This window comes from Bradyrhizobium jicamae (assembly GCF_018130215.1).
GTDB classification, from domain to species: Bacteria; Pseudomonadota; Alphaproteobacteria; order Rhizobiales; family Xanthobacteraceae; genus Bradyrhizobium; species Bradyrhizobium jicamae_A.
On record NZ_JAFCKQ010000068.1, the window covers coordinates 1 to 14,327 of the forward strand.

At 60.2% G+C, this 14,327-nt stretch carries 17 protein-coding genes; 6 read left to right on the plus strand and 11 right to left on the minus strand.

Annotated elements, in window-relative coordinates; translation table 11 throughout:
* The coding region (locus JQ586_RS37350) for a hypothetical protein (RefSeq protein ID WP_212399647.1) at window positions 1-185 on the plus strand (185 nt) is incomplete at its 5' end.
* Window positions 186-954: 769 nt separating this feature from the next.
* Here the strand turns inward: JQ586_RS37350 and JQ586_RS37355 are convergent.
* The gene (locus JQ586_RS37355) at window positions 955-1,254 is read right to left on the minus strand and encodes a hypothetical protein (RefSeq protein ID WP_212399648.1); all 300 of its coding nucleotides are present in this window, start codon (window positions 1,252-1,254) and stop codon (window positions 955-957) included.
* A 755-nt stretch (window positions 1,255-2,009) separates the two neighbouring features.
* Here JQ586_RS37355 and JQ586_RS37360 point away from each other — a divergent pair.
* A complete protein-coding gene (locus tag JQ586_RS37360; protein WP_249148626.1) occupies window positions 2,010-2,573 on the plus strand; it encodes a RidA family protein in 564 nt (187 codons plus the stop codon).
* Window positions 2,574-2,633: 60 nt separating this feature from the next.
* On the opposite strand, the gene JQ586_RS37365 is transcribed toward JQ586_RS37360, so the two are convergent.
* Complete coding sequence (locus JQ586_RS37365; RefSeq protein ID WP_212399649.1) at window positions 2,634-3,296, minus strand: class I SAM-dependent methyltransferase; 663 nt, start codon at window positions 3,294-3,296, stop codon at window positions 2,634-2,636.
* A gap of 438 nt (window positions 3,297-3,734) precedes the next feature.
* Between JQ586_RS37365 and JQ586_RS37370 the strand changes: the two genes are divergently transcribed.
* Both JQ586_RS37370 and JQ586_RS37375 read left to right on the plus strand, forming a co-directional pair.
* Window positions 3,735-4,697, plus strand: coding sequence for an ABC transporter substrate-binding protein (locus tag JQ586_RS37370; protein WP_212399650.1), 963 nt, complete (start codon window positions 3,735-3,737; stop codon window positions 4,695-4,697).
* Window positions 4,698-4,960: 263 nt separating this feature from the next.
* A complete protein-coding gene (locus JQ586_RS37375) occupies window positions 4,961-5,107 on the plus strand; it encodes a hypothetical protein (protein WP_249148627.1) in 147 nt (48 codons plus the stop codon).
* Between the two features lie 21 nt (window positions 5,108-5,128).
* On the opposite strand, the gene JQ586_RS37380 is transcribed toward JQ586_RS37375, so the two are convergent.
* From JQ586_RS37380 to JQ586_RS37400, 5 genes are all read right to left on the minus strand, one after another.
* Window positions 5,129-5,788, minus strand: coding sequence for a hypothetical protein (locus JQ586_RS37380; protein ID WP_212399651.1), 660 nt, complete (start codon window positions 5,786-5,788; stop codon window positions 5,129-5,131).
* Window positions 5,789-6,127: 339 nt separating this feature from the next.
* Window positions 6,128-6,769: a TetR/AcrR family transcriptional regulator gene (locus tag JQ586_RS37385; protein ID WP_212399652.1), complete on the minus strand. Its 642-nt coding sequence runs from the start codon at window positions 6,767-6,769 to the stop codon at window positions 6,128-6,130.
* A 402-nt stretch (window positions 6,770-7,171) separates the two neighbouring features.
* Window positions 7,172-7,723 carry a hypothetical protein gene (locus tag JQ586_RS37390; RefSeq protein ID WP_212399653.1) on the minus strand — a complete coding sequence of 184 codons (552 nt, stop codon included), beginning with the start codon at window positions 7,721-7,723 and terminating at the stop codon, window positions 7,172-7,174.
* Between the two features lie 496 nt (window positions 7,724-8,219).
* Window positions 8,220-8,615: a hypothetical protein gene (locus tag JQ586_RS37395; RefSeq protein WP_212399654.1), complete on the minus strand. Its 396-nt coding sequence runs from the start codon at window positions 8,613-8,615 to the stop codon at window positions 8,220-8,222.
* A 320-nt stretch (window positions 8,616-8,935) separates the two neighbouring features.
* A complete protein-coding gene (locus JQ586_RS37400) occupies window positions 8,936-9,547 on the minus strand; it encodes a recombinase family protein (RefSeq protein ID WP_212399655.1) in 612 nt (203 codons plus the stop codon).
* A 61-nt stretch (window positions 9,548-9,608) separates the two neighbouring features.
* On the opposite strand from JQ586_RS37400, the gene JQ586_RS37405 reads away from it, so the two are divergent.
* The gene (locus JQ586_RS37405; RefSeq protein WP_212399656.1) at window positions 9,609-9,851 is read left to right on the plus strand and encodes a hypothetical protein; all 243 of its coding nucleotides are present in this window, start codon (window positions 9,609-9,611) and stop codon (window positions 9,849-9,851) included.
* 929 nt (window positions 9,852-10,780) lie between these two features.
* Here JQ586_RS37405 and JQ586_RS37410 read toward each other — a convergent pair.
* The 3 genes from JQ586_RS37410 to JQ586_RS37420 all read right to left on the minus strand — a co-directional run bounded on the left by JQ586_RS37410 (window position 10,781) and on the right by JQ586_RS37420 (window position 12,606).
* Window positions 10,781-11,026 carry a hypothetical protein gene (locus JQ586_RS37410; RefSeq protein WP_212399657.1) on the minus strand — a complete coding sequence of 82 codons (246 nt, stop codon included), beginning with the start codon at window positions 11,024-11,026 and terminating at the stop codon, window positions 10,781-10,783.
* Window positions 11,027-11,566: 540 nt separating this feature from the next.
* Entirely contained in the window at window positions 11,567-12,157 is a 591-nt protein-coding gene (locus JQ586_RS37415; RefSeq protein ID WP_212399658.1) for a mobile mystery protein B, read from the minus strand.
* Window positions 12,154-12,606: a mobile mystery protein A gene (locus JQ586_RS37420; protein WP_212399659.1), complete on the minus strand. Its 453-nt coding sequence runs from the start codon at window positions 12,604-12,606 to the stop codon at window positions 12,154-12,156. Before JQ586_RS37420 ends, JQ586_RS37415 begins: the two co-directional genes overlap by 4 nt.
* 230 nt (window positions 12,607-12,836) lie before the next feature.
* Here JQ586_RS37420 and JQ586_RS37425 point away from each other — a divergent pair, with 230 nt between their 5' ends.
* Window positions 12,837-13,016 carry a hypothetical protein gene (locus JQ586_RS37425; protein ID WP_212399660.1) on the plus strand — a complete coding sequence of 60 codons (180 nt, stop codon included), beginning with the start codon at window positions 12,837-12,839 and terminating at the stop codon, window positions 13,014-13,016.
* Between the two features lie 746 nt (window positions 13,017-13,762).
* Here JQ586_RS37425 and JQ586_RS37430 read toward each other — a convergent pair.
* Window positions 13,763-14,269 (minus strand): DUF1993 family protein, encoded by a 507-nt coding sequence (locus JQ586_RS37430; RefSeq protein ID WP_212399661.1) that lies wholly within the window; start codon window positions 14,267-14,269, stop codon window positions 13,763-13,765.
* Between the last annotated feature and the right edge of the window lie 58 nt (window positions 14,270-14,327).

The window sequence follows — 14,327 nt, forward strand, 5'->3', positions numbered from 1 at the left end:
GCGTTGGCGTGTCGCAACCCGATCCTACCGGAGAACTGCCGGTGACCACCGCAAAGCCGCCCGCCCGCTACGGCGCTATGTGGGGCGCGCGTCCGGGCGGCTTTGCTCTACCGAGCTACACCATCACTAGGGACACAACTGCGAACGGGCCCAGCACTCTGGGGGCCGGCGGAGGCAAGTGCTAGCGCCGTGCCTCTTCCCGGGGTTAGCGCGAATAGGCATCAGGAATGATGCACTCGCCGTGAAGGTCCAGCAATTGTCCTGCGTGAACGGGATATCTCGAAAGCGACCTCAGCGAAGCACTTGGTGTAGGAGGCAGTGCCGGGAACTTTGATGGAACTCGGCGCGTTAGCCGGGCATGGAGCACCGCGGCATCGATATCCGGCTCGTCCCCAGCATTTCCCCGCGCGTGTGGAAATGGAGCGGGACCTTGGACGGCAAGGACAGGGGTGGAAAATGGTTTATCCAGTCTATCGCGATAATGCGCGCCAAAAAGCGTATTGATGACCACCTAGCGAAGCTCCAGCGCCTTATCGCTTCGCCCTCCGCTCCCGGGCCAACATGAAGCGAGAGAAGGCGAGGCGGGAACTTCAACGGACGTTGCTTAGGTATCGCGAGATCACTCCTGAGGCCACTGACGACGCCATGCGGTTCTTGCTTCAAGAGATGATCAGGGACATCGAAGAGCAAATAGCCGAACTCGACCGGCGAGATATCGCCACCTGAGTTTTCAAAGGGTTCAGCCGATTTTGCCTTTGTTACCGCGGCGCGAAGCGAACGGAGAAGCATCTCGCGGCGGATCCATTTGCGTTGCTATTCGCTTGAGAGGTGGCAGCGAAGGGACCGGGCGCAGGGTAACGCAACCGCGAGTGCAATCCATCTAAATTTAGAAGGCCGCCGGCAATATGTCCCGCGGCCTTCGCGCTTAACGTGGTTTGCTGGGCGGCGCCCCGACTAGAGATCGATGCCAACAGCGATGTTGCGACCTTGTAGTTCGGCAATCTTCAATCCGTCAGCCAGCACCTGCGCGAACTCCGGGTCCTTTGCCACGGCTTCCTGCACTTTGCCGTAAACTTCCCAACTGGAGTAGCGCGTCGCAACCAGCAACTCTCCCGCCCACGCACCAGTGTGGAAACGGGACAGCCGAAGAAATTCAGCACCGTGTTTTTCGAAGATTGTCTTCGCCCGCTTAACAATCCGGGCCATTTCGTCGGGCTTGTCGGTCTTAAAACGAGTAAATTGCACGATCGCCATGGCTACCTCCTTAGTGGTGTAAAATGTCCAAGGGGCATGTATCGAGCGATGTTGGGGAAGCGAACCTCAACGCAATCTCGATGAAAGTTTGTCGTCCATTAATTTGATCTGGTTCAAGCTTCGCAAGCGACAACTACACTGCCCTATGTCGGCGGATGGGCGCGCTCAGGAATCCGATACCCGGTCAGCGCATTTGCTGGTTCTGCCTCTCTGAAGTCAGCGGGCCCAATTTGGCCGTCCACCGTTGGCAGGTATCGCAGTCTTTCACCGGATCGGATGCCGCGCGGCTCGGTATCCCGGTGCGAGGCGACGTCGATTGCAGCGACGAGTCTCGCCTTCTCAGCCTTCGCGAAGGGGATGCGCTCCGGTAATTTCTTGGTCATATGCAGGCTGCAAGTGTGCCGCGGCCTCATTCGCGGCGCTGAATCAATGGGTATCCAAAATTATGATCGACGTATCAATTTAACCCTTGGGCTCCGTAGTTTATCGGAGGAGGTCCCAGGTTAGCATGAACGACGCATGAGAGTGTCAAGTGCGCCTCAGTCGGCGATCTCTCTCCGTCAGGCGAACGGATCCTTCCGTGCCTGCGCCAACCTTGTGAATATGCCGCTCTCGTGGAGACTGGCCCCAGTCGCGAAAATGAAATTCGGGATTGTTGCCACCGAAGCTTGGCTCAGACCGAAGAACTACGGAAAGACCCCTTTGCAGTCATGCTTTACCCTAAGAACTGCGAAGTAGCTCTTAGGGGCCGACACATGGCGCATATGATATGTGCAACGAGACTGCTCTCATGGTTCGGCGCATGCGCGCTTGGATTGATAGTGTGGACTGCGATTCCGGCGGTCGCCCTGGCACAAAGCTCGCCTTCGGCTGAGGCCCGGCTAAAGGAGTTGGATATTACGCTCCCACCTGTTCCGACTCCGGTAGCCAATTACGTCGATGCGGTCCGGGTAGGCAACTTGCTGTTCCTCTCGGGAAACACTCCGGCTGCCGACTGGAAGTACAAGGGAAAGGTGGGCAGGGATCTTACCGTGCAGGAAGGCTATGACACCGCGCACCAAGTTGGGCTGATTATGTTGGCGAAGGTCCGGAACGCGCTCGGCAGCCTCGATCGCGTAAAGCGCGTGGTCAAAGTCTTCGGAATGGTCAATACGGCAGGAGACTTTGGCGACCAACCGAAGGTGATAAACGGATTTTCCGATCTGATGGTGCAGGTCTTCGGCGACGCGGGCAAGCACGCGCGATCTGCCGTTGGGATGGCTGGCCTTCCCTTCAACAATGCAGTGGAAGTCGAGATGATTGTCGAAGTGGCCGAGTGATCGGGCAACGAGTCAAAACCCTCGCTGGCTCCGCTTCGTCCTCTGATCGCATCACGAAGCCTACGCGCGTGCGCGGATCCTGATCGAATTGCGTTTGACCGGTGCGCCAGTTGGCGTGACCTGATCCGACTCGACGGTCTGGACATCAACGACGGCGAAGCCGGCCATGCGGCAAAGTGCCTCCCACTCTGACGCGTCGCGCAGATAGAAGCCAAATTCTCTTTGCGCAAAATCGGGCGCATCCTTTGGCGCCAGGCAGCCCATGAACATCACGCCGCCCGAACGAAGCACGCGCCGGATCTCAGAGAGCGACGTCAACGGCTCCCCCCAGAAATGAATGACGCCGATCGAGAAGGCGCGGTCAAAGCTATCATTCCCGAATGACAACGCGTCGGCCGAAGTTAGATGAAAGCTCGCTTTGCCTGCGGCCACCAGGTCGGTATTGAAATGTGAAGCTTCCGCGACCATCGTGGGCGAGATATCGATGCCCGTGTAGCGCACGTCGGGGGCTTGGGCCATCACGATGGGAACGGACCGTCCATTTCCAAATCCGACTTCCAGCACGTGGTGGCCAGCCTCCACACTCAAAGACTCCACCAGCTTCGCATTGGCCTCCTTGTTGTTCTCGTTCAACCAATCGGCGACGGCGACACCGACCGCTCCTTCAGGATTCGCAAGCTGGCGCGCGCGTTCAGCCGGCGTTAGCGTCTCAAAAATGGACATCGGAAACCTGCGTTAGAGATTGGTTTGAACACTGAAACGCAGCGATTGAAGCACAGCATTTGGATGCGGCCTAGCGCGCGTTTCTGCTCAGGATCAATCCTCCGCCGTTTTGGTGCCGCAACAGCCACAGTCGCTGAACGCTCGGCAGGCTACATCGAGGGCGGATCAAATGTCGCTTCGGACCGGAGCGAGGCCAGCGTGTCCTGGGAGAGGAAGGGGGTCGATGGAGCTTACGGACAAAAGCGGACATCAACTGGCTTGCGACCACGGCTAGATCCGTCACCAACGACCCCGCGGCGGTCATAGGGCGGATAGAAATCTCGTGCCCCGAGTCTCCGGCCGCGTCGTGATGTGCTATCGCTTTTCGAGTATGCCGACCGCTTGGGCCGTCGGTTGCCATGCCAATTGATTTGCTCGCGTTGAGGGAGATTAAGCCCCATGGTCGACAGGAAGAGGCGCGGGCTACTATTTGCTCTCGCATACGCTCCAGCCACTGCGCGCGCCGAGCAACCCCGGCGTATTGCCTGGCTTGGTCCGGGCAGCGCCGAGAAGCAGGGGCATTACGTCACCTCATTCAAGGACGGCATGCGCGAGAACAACTTGTTTGAGGGCAGAGATTATATCCTGGACGTGCAGTACGCCGAGGGCCACTATGATCGCTTCCCGGCAATGGTCCAGGCTGCGCTTGGGCGCGATCCAGCCGTTATCATCGTGGTGACAGTCGCGTCGGTGCGGGCCGCACAGCTCGCAACCCGCGGGGTTCCCATCGTCTTCATTTCGACCAACGACCCGGTTGGCAGCGGTCTCGTGGCGAGCCTGGCGCGGCCCGGCGGCAATACCACGGGGATATCGAACCAGGGAGAATCCAAGTACGTGGACTTGTTACGTGATGCGCTGCCCCAAGCGAGGCGCGTCGCCGTGCTGATGAACCCAAGCAACCCCTCGAACCCGAGACTATTCCAACAGCTCCGCGAGACGGCTCAGACCCTGGGAATCACAGCCAATGCGTTCGAAGTTCTCGCGCCAGAGCAGCTCGACGCTGCGTTTAAATCGATTGCCAGTTTCCGGCCAGACGCGTTACTCATGATTTCCGACGCCGTCCTGTTCGAGACTCATGAGCGTATCGCTGCCTTTGCGCTTGAGGAACGCGTTCCGACGATCGCCCCGTCGCCGGAGCAGGCGGAAGCCGGGATGTTGTTCGGGTATGGCACGTCTCGCCCCGAAATGTATCGGCACGCCGGAACGTATGTGAAGAAGATCCTTGCAGGCGCCAAACCTGCCGATCTGCCGATCGAGCAGCCGACCCGATTTGAGCTGGTCGTCAATCTCAAGATCGCCAAGGCACTTGGCCTTACCATCCCGGAAACGCTGCTCGCCATCGCCGACAAGGTGATCGAATAGAATGCAATTTGCTGCGATTCATGGGTCCGGAATTGGCCCCTCGCGGCATTTCGCACGGGCGTAAGAATCCGGTCGCTTGGGTCAATCGCGACGGTTTTGCCCGATCTCTGTTGGGTCCGGTCTTCCCCTCATAGCCGACATCAGGCGGTCTTCAATTTTGGTCGCCAGGGCCATGTGTGGACGGCGCCGGGTTGGCAAGGAGAAACTTCACTTTGCAGCATGGGTCGGAGCAGCCATGTGTTCGGCCTGCTCGCGCGGTGCCCATGACCGCTGGCCTCGTCCGCGAAGGCGTCGAGAACGACGGGCCATATATCTTTACCGACCTTGAATTGGAGCCGATGGTCGACGCGCGCTTTGCCGCAAGCAAGCAAGGGTTTGACCATATCCGCGGGCGCACCCCGAAGCGATGACCGCGCAGCCATGTGGAACGCTCAATCGGCCGGATCGCATGTAATGGGCGCGTCGACAAAAACGCGGTACTGTTGCGACTTGGGCTTCGCTTTATCATCCTCGTTGACGTATTGGATCGAGCTTTTTCCCAGGAGCGTGCGCGGCAGGATCAACACGCGGATGAAGCGGCTCGGCCGGTCGGCCGCCGCCTGGGCGAATACCGGGACCGGGCCGGACTCATACCAGGCGCCGCCCGGCCCATACGATGTCGATCGGCCCTCGGTGTCGATGCGGATCCCGCCCTCGATCAGGCAGCGGATCCCGGGTCCCTGGTGGCAGTGCAGGTAGGCGCAGCCGCCGGGCGGGAAGCCGACGCTGTCCCCGCGCATCAGCAGCTCGCCTTCCCCCAGGGTATCAAGCCGCGCCGCGAGCTTGAGCTGCGAGCGGATGCCGACAGCGAGCAGCGGGGCATCGCCGGTGCTCTCCGGTGCGAGCTCGAAGCGCCAAGCGGTGACGCCACCGACTCCCGGCGTGAGCGTGGCTTTGGCCTCGCCATGCCACGCCTCGCCGTCGCTCACCACGCTGCCGCCGATTGTGGCCGTGCCGTGCACGACGAAGATTATGCGCGGCACCGGCGGCAGTCCCGCCGGCTCGGCCAAATTGGACAGCGTATCCTCGTAGAGCCGCAGCACCGGGGCCATGATCGTCTCCATTCCATTTTGAAGCACGACGATACTATATCTGTGCGGCGCCTGGCGAAGGGCGCGTTCGGAAGCGTTTTAGCGTGACCAATCTTGGGCCGAAATTGCGCGCACGTAGAAAAATGCGGGCTCCTGATCTTCAAATTCGCAGTGCCTGTGTTATGAAAGGACACCATGCTTCGGTTCCAGTGCTGGACGTGCCCAGTGAGACAGTCGAGGTCAAACTCGGACCTTCCCTTCAGCGTTGGGGCTTCGCAAGGTAGATGGTCGACCCAAACCAGCGCGTGCCCATCCCTGGCATCGTGTTGAGGACGTATGCCGGCAGCGGACGGCACAGCTCTAAATTGCCTTCACTGCATGTGCCGCCAGAAACGTCTGTACCGCCTCGCCGACCACCCGTGCGATACGGTCTTGGGAAGGAGCGGGCGTCACCTCGAAGATGAAGGGCAGAAACAACGTCGCTTGGCACATAAGGATGAATTGCGCGGCCGCGAGCTCACAGTCGTTGATCGCGAGCTCCCGCTGCTTAACACGCGCATCGAGATATTCTGCGAGGCCGTTGACAGTTTTCTGCAGCAGATATTCGTAATAGCGGCGGCCAACTTCCGGCATACGCTCGGCGATCGCGAGGACCATGCGGGCTGCCGATGCGCCGCCCGGCCGGCAGAGCGTGCGGACGTGAGTCTCGCCGAACTTCTGCAACATTGTCTTGATGTCACATGCGGGATCGAAATAGAACGCGAGCTGACGTTTTTCGAGCGCCTTCTCGTCGAGGATCGCATCGAACAGGCGGCATTTATCGGTGAAATAGACGTAAAGTGTGCCTTTGGAGACGCCCGCCGCGCGGGCAATCTCGCTCATGCTAGCAGCGTCAAACCCCAAATCCATGAATACCTTGCAGGCACCGTCTAGGATTTGGCGTCGCTTCGAATTTTCCTCGTCGGCGACGAGGTGAACAGAGGTGCAATCGGCAGATGCCATTGTTTTGGACCTCGAAAAGCAAGCGCCCCAAAGGGGCGCCGAGGCGCCTACACCGTCCGAAATCTACTCCAATTTGCGCAGGCGCCTTCGGTTTTTTTCCAAAAATTCAATCTCTTTCCCGCAGAAACCTGCCAGAGCCCATTTCCGGCGACCTGATCGTTACCGGGTGGCTCCCGGTATCACCCTTCAGACGTTTCCCGTGCCGCGCAAACGAACGCGAAGGGTCAAATCGCGACCTCGTCGGATGCCGCGATACGCACCCGTCCCAAGATTGCGCGATCTCGCGCGCCGTATCACGGGCATCCCCGTAAATCGATCGCGGCACGTATCGAGCCGGCTGCTTTGGTCCGCACCGAGGCCTTAGACTGCAAGCTTGGCAATTATACTTGCTCGACCGCGAGATCAGCGGACCGGCAGCATCAAATGCTCGTACTGCGTGCCTGGCCACATCACATAGGGCCTCGTTGGGTCCGCCTTCGCGTCGCGCGGATAACCATCCAACATCTTAGCGCCAGAGCCGACGATCATCACGTGTGCGCCGGTCTTAATCCAACTGTTGGCGGGCTCTTCTTTTGTTGCATACGGGTCGGTGTTGCTTGCGCCGCCGTCCCCTCGGAGCATGTACATGAACCCTACCTTGTTCGCAGGCGGCTCCTTGTGATTCATCCAGGCCGACGCCCATTCCATGGCATTCTTATCGCCGCACATCGGGTCGGGATTGGCCGGATCAGCGTGACCTGGCATACAGGTCCACTGCCCAGTTCCTTCGCGCAACGTCCGCATCTTACCGTCATGATCCATAGCGAGGATCGTAGCGTCTTTGGCGATGGCCTCGGGGGCGGCAGACAGCGACAGCTTGATCAGCTCTTCGTCGCTCATCTTGTGCTCTTGGGCGAAGCCGCACGCAGGGGTAAGCGAGAGTGCAAATAGTGTTGCATAGGCCAACGATTTCATTGCGAAATCCTCCCATGATTTTGCTGACGCCAGCCGCGCGGAGGAGCCGTAGGCGAGCGTCCGCACTGAGGTGCTTGCACGTAGTTATCCTAGCCCCCTTTTGGCCTCCTGAAACGCGCCATTTGGCCGCTGCAGAGCGATCTGGCCCCCTGACCGGGCTCTTCCGCTCAGGGGTATTCGCGGTCACGTGCGTCGCGTACGCTGACCACTTCCGTCCTGTTTCCACAAGGCGACGTTTTGCAGGGCCGAACTGGTATCAGCGTTCCCCCGGCCACCACACCGATGGCGGGTTCATCGCCGAGATCTTGTTGGTTCGTAGCGCCACGAGGTGGCTCCGCTTGAACGGATGCCCACTCCGCCGCGAGCAGTCCTTGCAGCGCATATAGCGCTCGAGACTCGACCACCGAAGCATGATCCGAAATTGAAAAAGGGAAGGCGATGAGCAGTCCGGGGACGAAACCCGCTCAGCCGCTTCCCGGTGAAGCGCATCCCCCGTTCAGCCCGCGCGATCGGTCGAACGAAATCTGTGCCGGAACTCCACATCGAGAGCCATTGCGGTGAGATCACCAGCCGGTTCGACGCGGTCGACGATGGATGTGGCGGTTTCGCCAGGTGCGATAGCTGCGTGCACAACTCCGTCGGCGCGACGCGGTAAACCAGTGCGAGCCATCTCGACCTCCGCCGCCTTCTGGAGCAACTCGACGTCGGACGCCTGCTTTGTGAAGATATCGTCAGGCGCGGCGCTCCGGATCTGTTGCTGAACGTGCCTAAGGATGGCATCTGATCCCGACCGCCGCGCGTCGTCATACGACCGTTGCAGTGCGGCGCTCACCGCGCCACGCACACAGAATTTGCCGTCGCCCAAATTTAAATACTCAGCATCGTAGTTCATTTGAGATCCTCCTTACCAAGAGACTGCGGCGCGTTTGGCCACTCTGACCTCGCGCAACTAGACTCTCGCGGACACGTCGCCGGAAGGCTGCGGAAACCCATATTACGAAGCCTTGGACTTGCGGCATGAGCACCCCATGGCCGACTGGACCGGGGTGGAGCGCGTAGGCAATGAACCACGGCGCCTCTATCTCAGACCGGGCGAGTGAGGCTTGCGACGGGGGCACAGTTATGCACCTATCGTGCACCGCCGATGCACCGGTTATCCACAAACGAAAGGCCGGGCACGAGCCCGGCCTTGATCGAGATCGGCGAGGTGGATCATGCGGCCTTCGCCAGCCGTGCGATGGTCGATCGCGAGCAGCCAGTTGCGTGCTGTATCGAGGTCCATGATGCACCGGCTGCAAGCATGGCGCGGATGCCCGCGTTGCGCTTCTGATCGGCTGGGCGGCCCTTGTAGAGGCCTGCAGCCTTGGCGTCGACAATGCCCTCGGCCTGACGGCGGCGACGGTCGACGAAGTCCTTGCGCGCGAAGGCAGCAAGCACGTCGAGCAGCATGGCGTTGATGGCATCGAAGACGCGGGCGGTGATCTCGTCGACCTTGCCCGTCGCCATCGTCCAGCTGGTCGGGAGATCGAGCGCGACCACGCGGATGCCGCGTGCGACGATCTCGCCCTTGAGGCGTTGCCAGTCGGCGGTGTTGAGACGCGACAGCCGGTCAACCTGCTCGACGAGAAGGATGTCGCCGTGCTTGGAGTCGGCGATCAAGCGGAAGAGTTCCGGGCGATCGAGTTTGGCGCCGGACAGGTTCTCGATGTAGGTGGCGACGATATCGAGGCCGCGCTCGGTGGCGAAGGCCTCGCAGGCACCGCGGGCGCGGGTCGCGTCCTGATCGTCAGTGCTGGCGCGAAGGTAGAGGCGGGTGTGGCACATCGGAAACCCCTCGGTTCGATTTGGGTTAGTGCCATATTGGTGGTTCGATTAGAGTTTGTCAATGGCTTTTGGTACCAGCATTTTCGCTGGTTTCAGCCGGGTACACCCATATGACACCAGCTTTTCCGGTACCGGCGGCGAGTTTGATCTGGGTCAAAGGGAACCATTTCCGTATGTTTCAGGCTGCTGCCAGTCTGCAGCCGGCGGGCTCGGCGCCATGGACCTCAACAAGTTGTTTTACCGTCTCTCGTTGGCGTGGCTGGCGATCGCAGTCGCCGGGCTGATCTACGTGCTGTTGGCGTGAGGCCACAGCGGCGACGACATCGCCGAGGCGACGAGATGTTTCTGATTATGTCAGGCCTGCGTCAGGCTCGCGCTGTACGCTGGCCGTTATGAATCGCCTGTACGTCCGTGAGGCGGCGGCATGAACAGCTACCAGTTGTACGTTCTACTGGCGCGGGTCGGCGCGGTGATCGCCGCCGTGGTGGTGACGATGGTGGTCTGCGTGTGGTTGGTGCTGCTCTAAGGGAAAATAATCCTACGCCTGGGGGCGCGTTGTGGCCGTGCGTGGTCGCACTTCACCACGCCAGCAACAACACGAAGGCCAGCGCAAGCCCCATCAGCACCATCCAGCCGATGTCGCGGTTCATCTCGCCACCGTATGGGGCCTCAGACAAACCCTCTGGGGGTCCTCAGCTTCGCGGAGCTTGCCCTTTTTCCATTAACGAGAGGTGAGGAGCCGAGCGGAGCCCATCTCCAGCCCCGGCGGGCGTGTGATCTAGGAGGTTGTTCGACAACACCTCCTTCGGAGACGCGAGAGGAGGGGGTTGCAGATTCGGCAACCCTCCCACCGAGCCGGCTCCTACAGTCCCCGTCGTTCAATCCGAGCTTGGGCGCGGGCACCGTCTCGCATGGCTTCTTCCGGGGTGGCGAAGAACGAGGCGGTCCGCTCCATCCAGACTGGGTTGGTGCCATTGTATAGTTCCCAGATCCATCCGTGCTGGGTCTGTTTCACTTCGAGCCGTAGTTTCATTTCCACATCTCCATAGAGTGATGCTTTTCCGTTCTGGAAAAGCTGATGTGGCGGAGGATCGCGGTGGACTCCTTGCGCTTTCGTTTATGGGGCATGCCCGCGCGGCCGCCTGTGCGCCGCGCTACGCCGCCATGGGCACGTCGTCGAGCGAGGCCAGGATCGCCATCGCCTTCACCAACCTGCTCACTGAGCCGGGCAGCCTAGAAGTCGCTATCCAGGATCACAGTCATCGCGCCGCCGACGGTCTCGTGCTGACCGTCTTTGACGGCGCGCGTTGCCGCCTTGGTATACGCGCGCTCCCAAGCATCGCGATCCTCATGCGCGCGAGCCGCTCGCACGGTGTCGAAGTAGCCGACCTTGCCGTGCGTCGGACATCTCAGGGCGTGGCCGTCGAACAGTCCGGTCTCCAGTTCGACAGCTTCCTGTTTGCAGATCGGGCATTTCATTTTCAGGCTCCTGATATGGGAAATGAACGATGGGCGGGTAGTCGGGCGCGAGTGGTTGCGGTTTCGTTTATAGCGCCATGGGACATGACACCGGGACATGAAAAAGGACATCACCGGGACATTGATGGGACATGGGACATCGGCGGCGCGAATCACCGGGAAATCCGTAGGACTCCGCACATGTCCCAACATGTCCCGTGAGGGGCGGCACGCTCTATCCACAGGGACGGTGGAGCCCGCTGCAAGCGCCGCCCCTTGGTAGTGGCCGGCATGCTCTGGAGGCGATCTCCGGTCTCGCTTGGGTACTTCCAACGCGCCGCCCCCTTCAGGTCTATCGGCGGTCTCAGGTGTCGCGGAGGCGCCCGAGCGCCGGGCATCCGGGCCGGGGACATGCCCACGCCAAGAGGCGTGACAGCGCGTGCTCGCTTGTGCTGCGCGCGCGCCGTTTCGGCACGTCCCATCGGATCGAGTGCGGAGTGTGTGGATGGGGATGGTCGAGAGCGCGGCGCCACAAGCGTCCGCGCGTCTATGCGGCTCGCTTCATGAACGCGCGAAAGCGATGAGTGGCCCGAGATCATGGTCGTCGGCAGCCTGAAGCGCTGCAATGTAGGCCGTGCGCGCGGTGCCGGCTGTCTGCAAGTCGGCGCCGCCCCATGTAAAGCGCCGGCCGCCAAGCTGCACGATCAACACATCAGCAGCCAATCGTGACCAGCGGCCGTTGCCGTTTGGAAAAGGATGTACGGATACGAGGCGGTGATGGAAGCGAACGGCAAGTTCGTCCGGTGGATAGGTGCTGTTCTCGGCCCAATACCTTGCATCGTCGAGCACCTGATGCAGCGAAATTTCGATCAGATGTTGCGCGACGCCGAGATTGCGCTCCGTCGTTCGAAATTTGCCAGCCCAGTGCCAGACGCGTTCAAACATGCGTCGATGTAAACTCCTGAGAAAACTTTCTCGCGTCGCGACTTTCCGGCGGCCGAATGCCCAGCGGTTTGCCGTCGCGATGTTCTGCTGCTCCAGCTCGTTCAACTCGCTGCGTAAAGTAATGTGCGTTGGGATAAGATCTTCGCGCTCCTGAGGCGTCAGCGGTGTCGCGTGATCGTCGGCGGCATGCAGATCAGTATCAGTCATTCGTCATCCCAGAGACGCGCGGGGCGTTTCAACAAATCCTCGATCGCTCGCTCCCGAAGCGCGCGGGCAGCCTGATTGTCCTCCACAGCCTGGTCCTCAAGCCGCATCGTCTGCTCGATAGCTCGTGATTGCCGCTCGGCGACCTCGGCAGCTCGCTTGGTCACAACTTCTGCGAGGGGGCGCTCGGGCACAAGTACATAGACCAGCCTGCAGCCGAGGGCCTCGGCCGCGCGTTGAAGCGTATTGAGGGTTACACTGCCGCCTTGCTCGGATTTTTCAAGTTCCACGATGCGTGGCTGCGAAACCCCCAGCCTCTTGGCATATTGGGCGGTGGTCATGCCGAGTGCGTCGCGGATCGCGCGAATCCAACCCTTGGGAGGGCGCTGGGCGTGCGAGAGCGCTCGGAGCGTGGCAAAGCGGCTGTCGAGATGGCGGATGGCATCTTTCATGCGATAAGATATAGCATATAATGAATTGATAAATCTATAAGACATGTCTTATCAAGATCTCGTCAATCAATAAGCTATGCCTTATAGAACAGGATTTTGATAATAAGGAATATCTTATTGAGATAGCGCGACCGTTATGCCTTCAATCAATCAGCCGGGAGCTTTCGCCCTATCACCGCCCCTTGCAGGTGTTCTTGGAGCGTTCTGGAACGCTATCCCGCGGACACGCCATGAAGAAGGTCACCCCGAAGAAGAAAGCCCCTGTTCAGCTCACTGCCGGAACTGGATTCCGCAATGAGAGCTGCATCGCTGCGCGCTTTCTTCTCGATCTTTTGGCCAGGACCAACACGCTCGGCGCTGAGTTCGGCAAGACATTCGCGACGGCGGTCATCCGCGACGATGATTGCTAAAGTGACTTGGCGACATTGCTACGTCGTCGGGTTGCTTTGACGACAAGACGTGAAGCATTCCGCATCCGGCTACCCGCGACGCGAAGTTGACGGTCGCGCCGCAAGCCGTTTCCGTTCGCCTGCATGGGCGGCCTTTTTCGACGCTGCCCGCGAAGCATCCGCCGGCTTCGCGGCCTTCGCCCTTGATTTCGCGTAATCGGCCGACATCGCCAACGAGGGATCCCGGTCTCGCAGTTCCTCCGCGACGATCCGAAGCCAGCGGACCGCCGGTTCGTTGTCCATCCGGCGATGCCAGTGCTGCTTCAGTTCTATGAGAGGTATCGAGACCGGAGGCGGCGACAGCTTCAATCCCGCGTCCGCGTACCAGGCGCCCAGCGAGAATGGGGCGGTGGCGATCGCGCCGGGACGCTGAGACGCCGTTGGCGCTCGGATTTACCAGATCAGGGGATTTGAGCTGGCGCAATCGGCCGGCAAGCTCGGTTGGAGTACCGCGGAACTACAGTCCTGGATCGACGGGACCTGTTCGACGCCGATCCCGCCGAATCCTTGCAGCTCGACGTTCCGATGTTTGTCGCAAGGTCCTCGGCATATTATGAGTTCGGCGAATCGTGCGGCTACTTCCTCGTCTTTGAACACGAACGCAACGCCGCCGCAGCGGTACTCCGAAAGGTCGTCTCGCACCCGCGGCCAAAGGTCGAAGCTTCAATTTCATTGCGCCGAATTGCATCGGCGGCGGGAAAGGCGCTTCACCCTTTGATAAAGTTGATCGGACGCAGATAGTCCTGCTTGCCTATATCGACCCCGTTGTGGCGCAGGATGGCGTAGGCCGTGGCTATGTGGAAGTAGGTGTTGGGGATCGTCATCTGCAAGAAATAATCCTGGCCGCTGAGGAATTTGCCCGGGGCCCAGGAGAGCCTGATCTTCTGCTCGCTCGCATTGGCATATTGCTCTGCGGGGACACTCTCCACGAAGGCAATCGTCTTCTTGATACGAGCGCGCAGCTCATCGATGGTGCGTTCGTTGTCCTCGTGCTTCGGCGGAGTTTGGCCCGATAGCCATGCGGCGGCAGCCTTGATGTAGTTGCAAGCGCTTTGAACCTGGTAGGTGAAGTCCTGCATGTCTGGCGCGAGGCGACTGCTCATGAGCACCGCGACATCGAACTTCTTCGCCGCCGCATGCTGCCCAGCCCTGTCGAGGCAGGTCAGGAGATTGGCGAGGTTCTTCGTGCACTGTGAAACGACGTCGAAATACATCAGTATATTCCTGAAAATGAGCGGTTACATGGCAAGGCCGAGCCTGTGGCATCGGCCC

Coding starts and splice junctions, on each gene's coding strand:
- JQ586_RS37355 (WP_212399648.1), bottom strand. CDS start 1,254: ATGGCGATCGTGCAATTTACTCGTTTTAAGACCGACAAGCCCGACGAA.
- JQ586_RS37360 (WP_249148626.1), top strand. CDS start 2,010: ATGGCGCATATGATATGTGCAACGAGACTGCTCTCATGGTTCGGCGCA.
- JQ586_RS37365 (WP_212399649.1), bottom strand. CDS start 3,296: ATGTCCATTTTTGAGACGCTAACGCCGGCTGAACGCGCGCGCCAGCTT.
- JQ586_RS37370 (WP_212399650.1), top strand. CDS start 3,735: ATGGTCGACAGGAAGAGGCGCGGGCTACTATTTGCTCTCGCATACGCT.
- JQ586_RS37375 (WP_249148627.1), top strand. CDS start 4,961: ATGACCGCTGGCCTCGTCCGCGAAGGCGTCGAGAACGACGGGCCATAT.
- JQ586_RS37380 (WP_212399651.1), bottom strand. CDS start 5,788: ATGGCCCCGGTGCTGCGGCTCTACGAGGATACGCTGTCCAATTTGGCC.
- JQ586_RS37385 (WP_212399652.1), bottom strand. CDS start 6,769: ATGGCATCTGCCGATTGCACCTCTGTTCACCTCGTCGCCGACGAGGAA.
- JQ586_RS37390 (WP_212399653.1), bottom strand. CDS start 7,723: ATGAAATCGTTGGCCTATGCAACACTATTTGCACTCTCGCTTACCCCT.
- JQ586_RS37395 (WP_212399654.1), bottom strand. CDS start 8,615: ATGAACTACGATGCTGAGTATTTAAATTTGGGCGACGGCAAATTCTGT.
- JQ586_RS37400 (WP_212399655.1), bottom strand. CDS start 9,547: ATGTGCCACACCCGCCTCTACCTTCGCGCCAGCACTGACGATCAGGAC.
- JQ586_RS37405 (WP_212399656.1), top strand. CDS start 9,609: ATGGCTTTTGGTACCAGCATTTTCGCTGGTTTCAGCCGGGTACACCCA.
- JQ586_RS37410 (WP_212399657.1), bottom strand. CDS start 11,026: ATGAAATGCCCGATCTGCAAACAGGAAGCTGTCGAACTGGAGACCGGA.
- JQ586_RS37415 (WP_212399658.1), bottom strand. CDS start 12,157: ATGACTGATACTGATCTGCATGCCGCCGACGATCACGCGACACCGCTG.
- JQ586_RS37420 (WP_212399659.1), bottom strand. CDS start 12,606: ATGAAAGATGCCATCCGCCATCTCGACAGCCGCTTTGCCACGCTCCGA.
- JQ586_RS37425 (WP_212399660.1), top strand. CDS start 12,837: ATGAAGAAGGTCACCCCGAAGAAGAAAGCCCCTGTTCAGCTCACTGCC.
- JQ586_RS37430 (WP_212399661.1), bottom strand. CDS start 14,269: ATGTATTTCGACGTCGTTTCACAGTGCACGAAGAACCTCGCCAATCTC.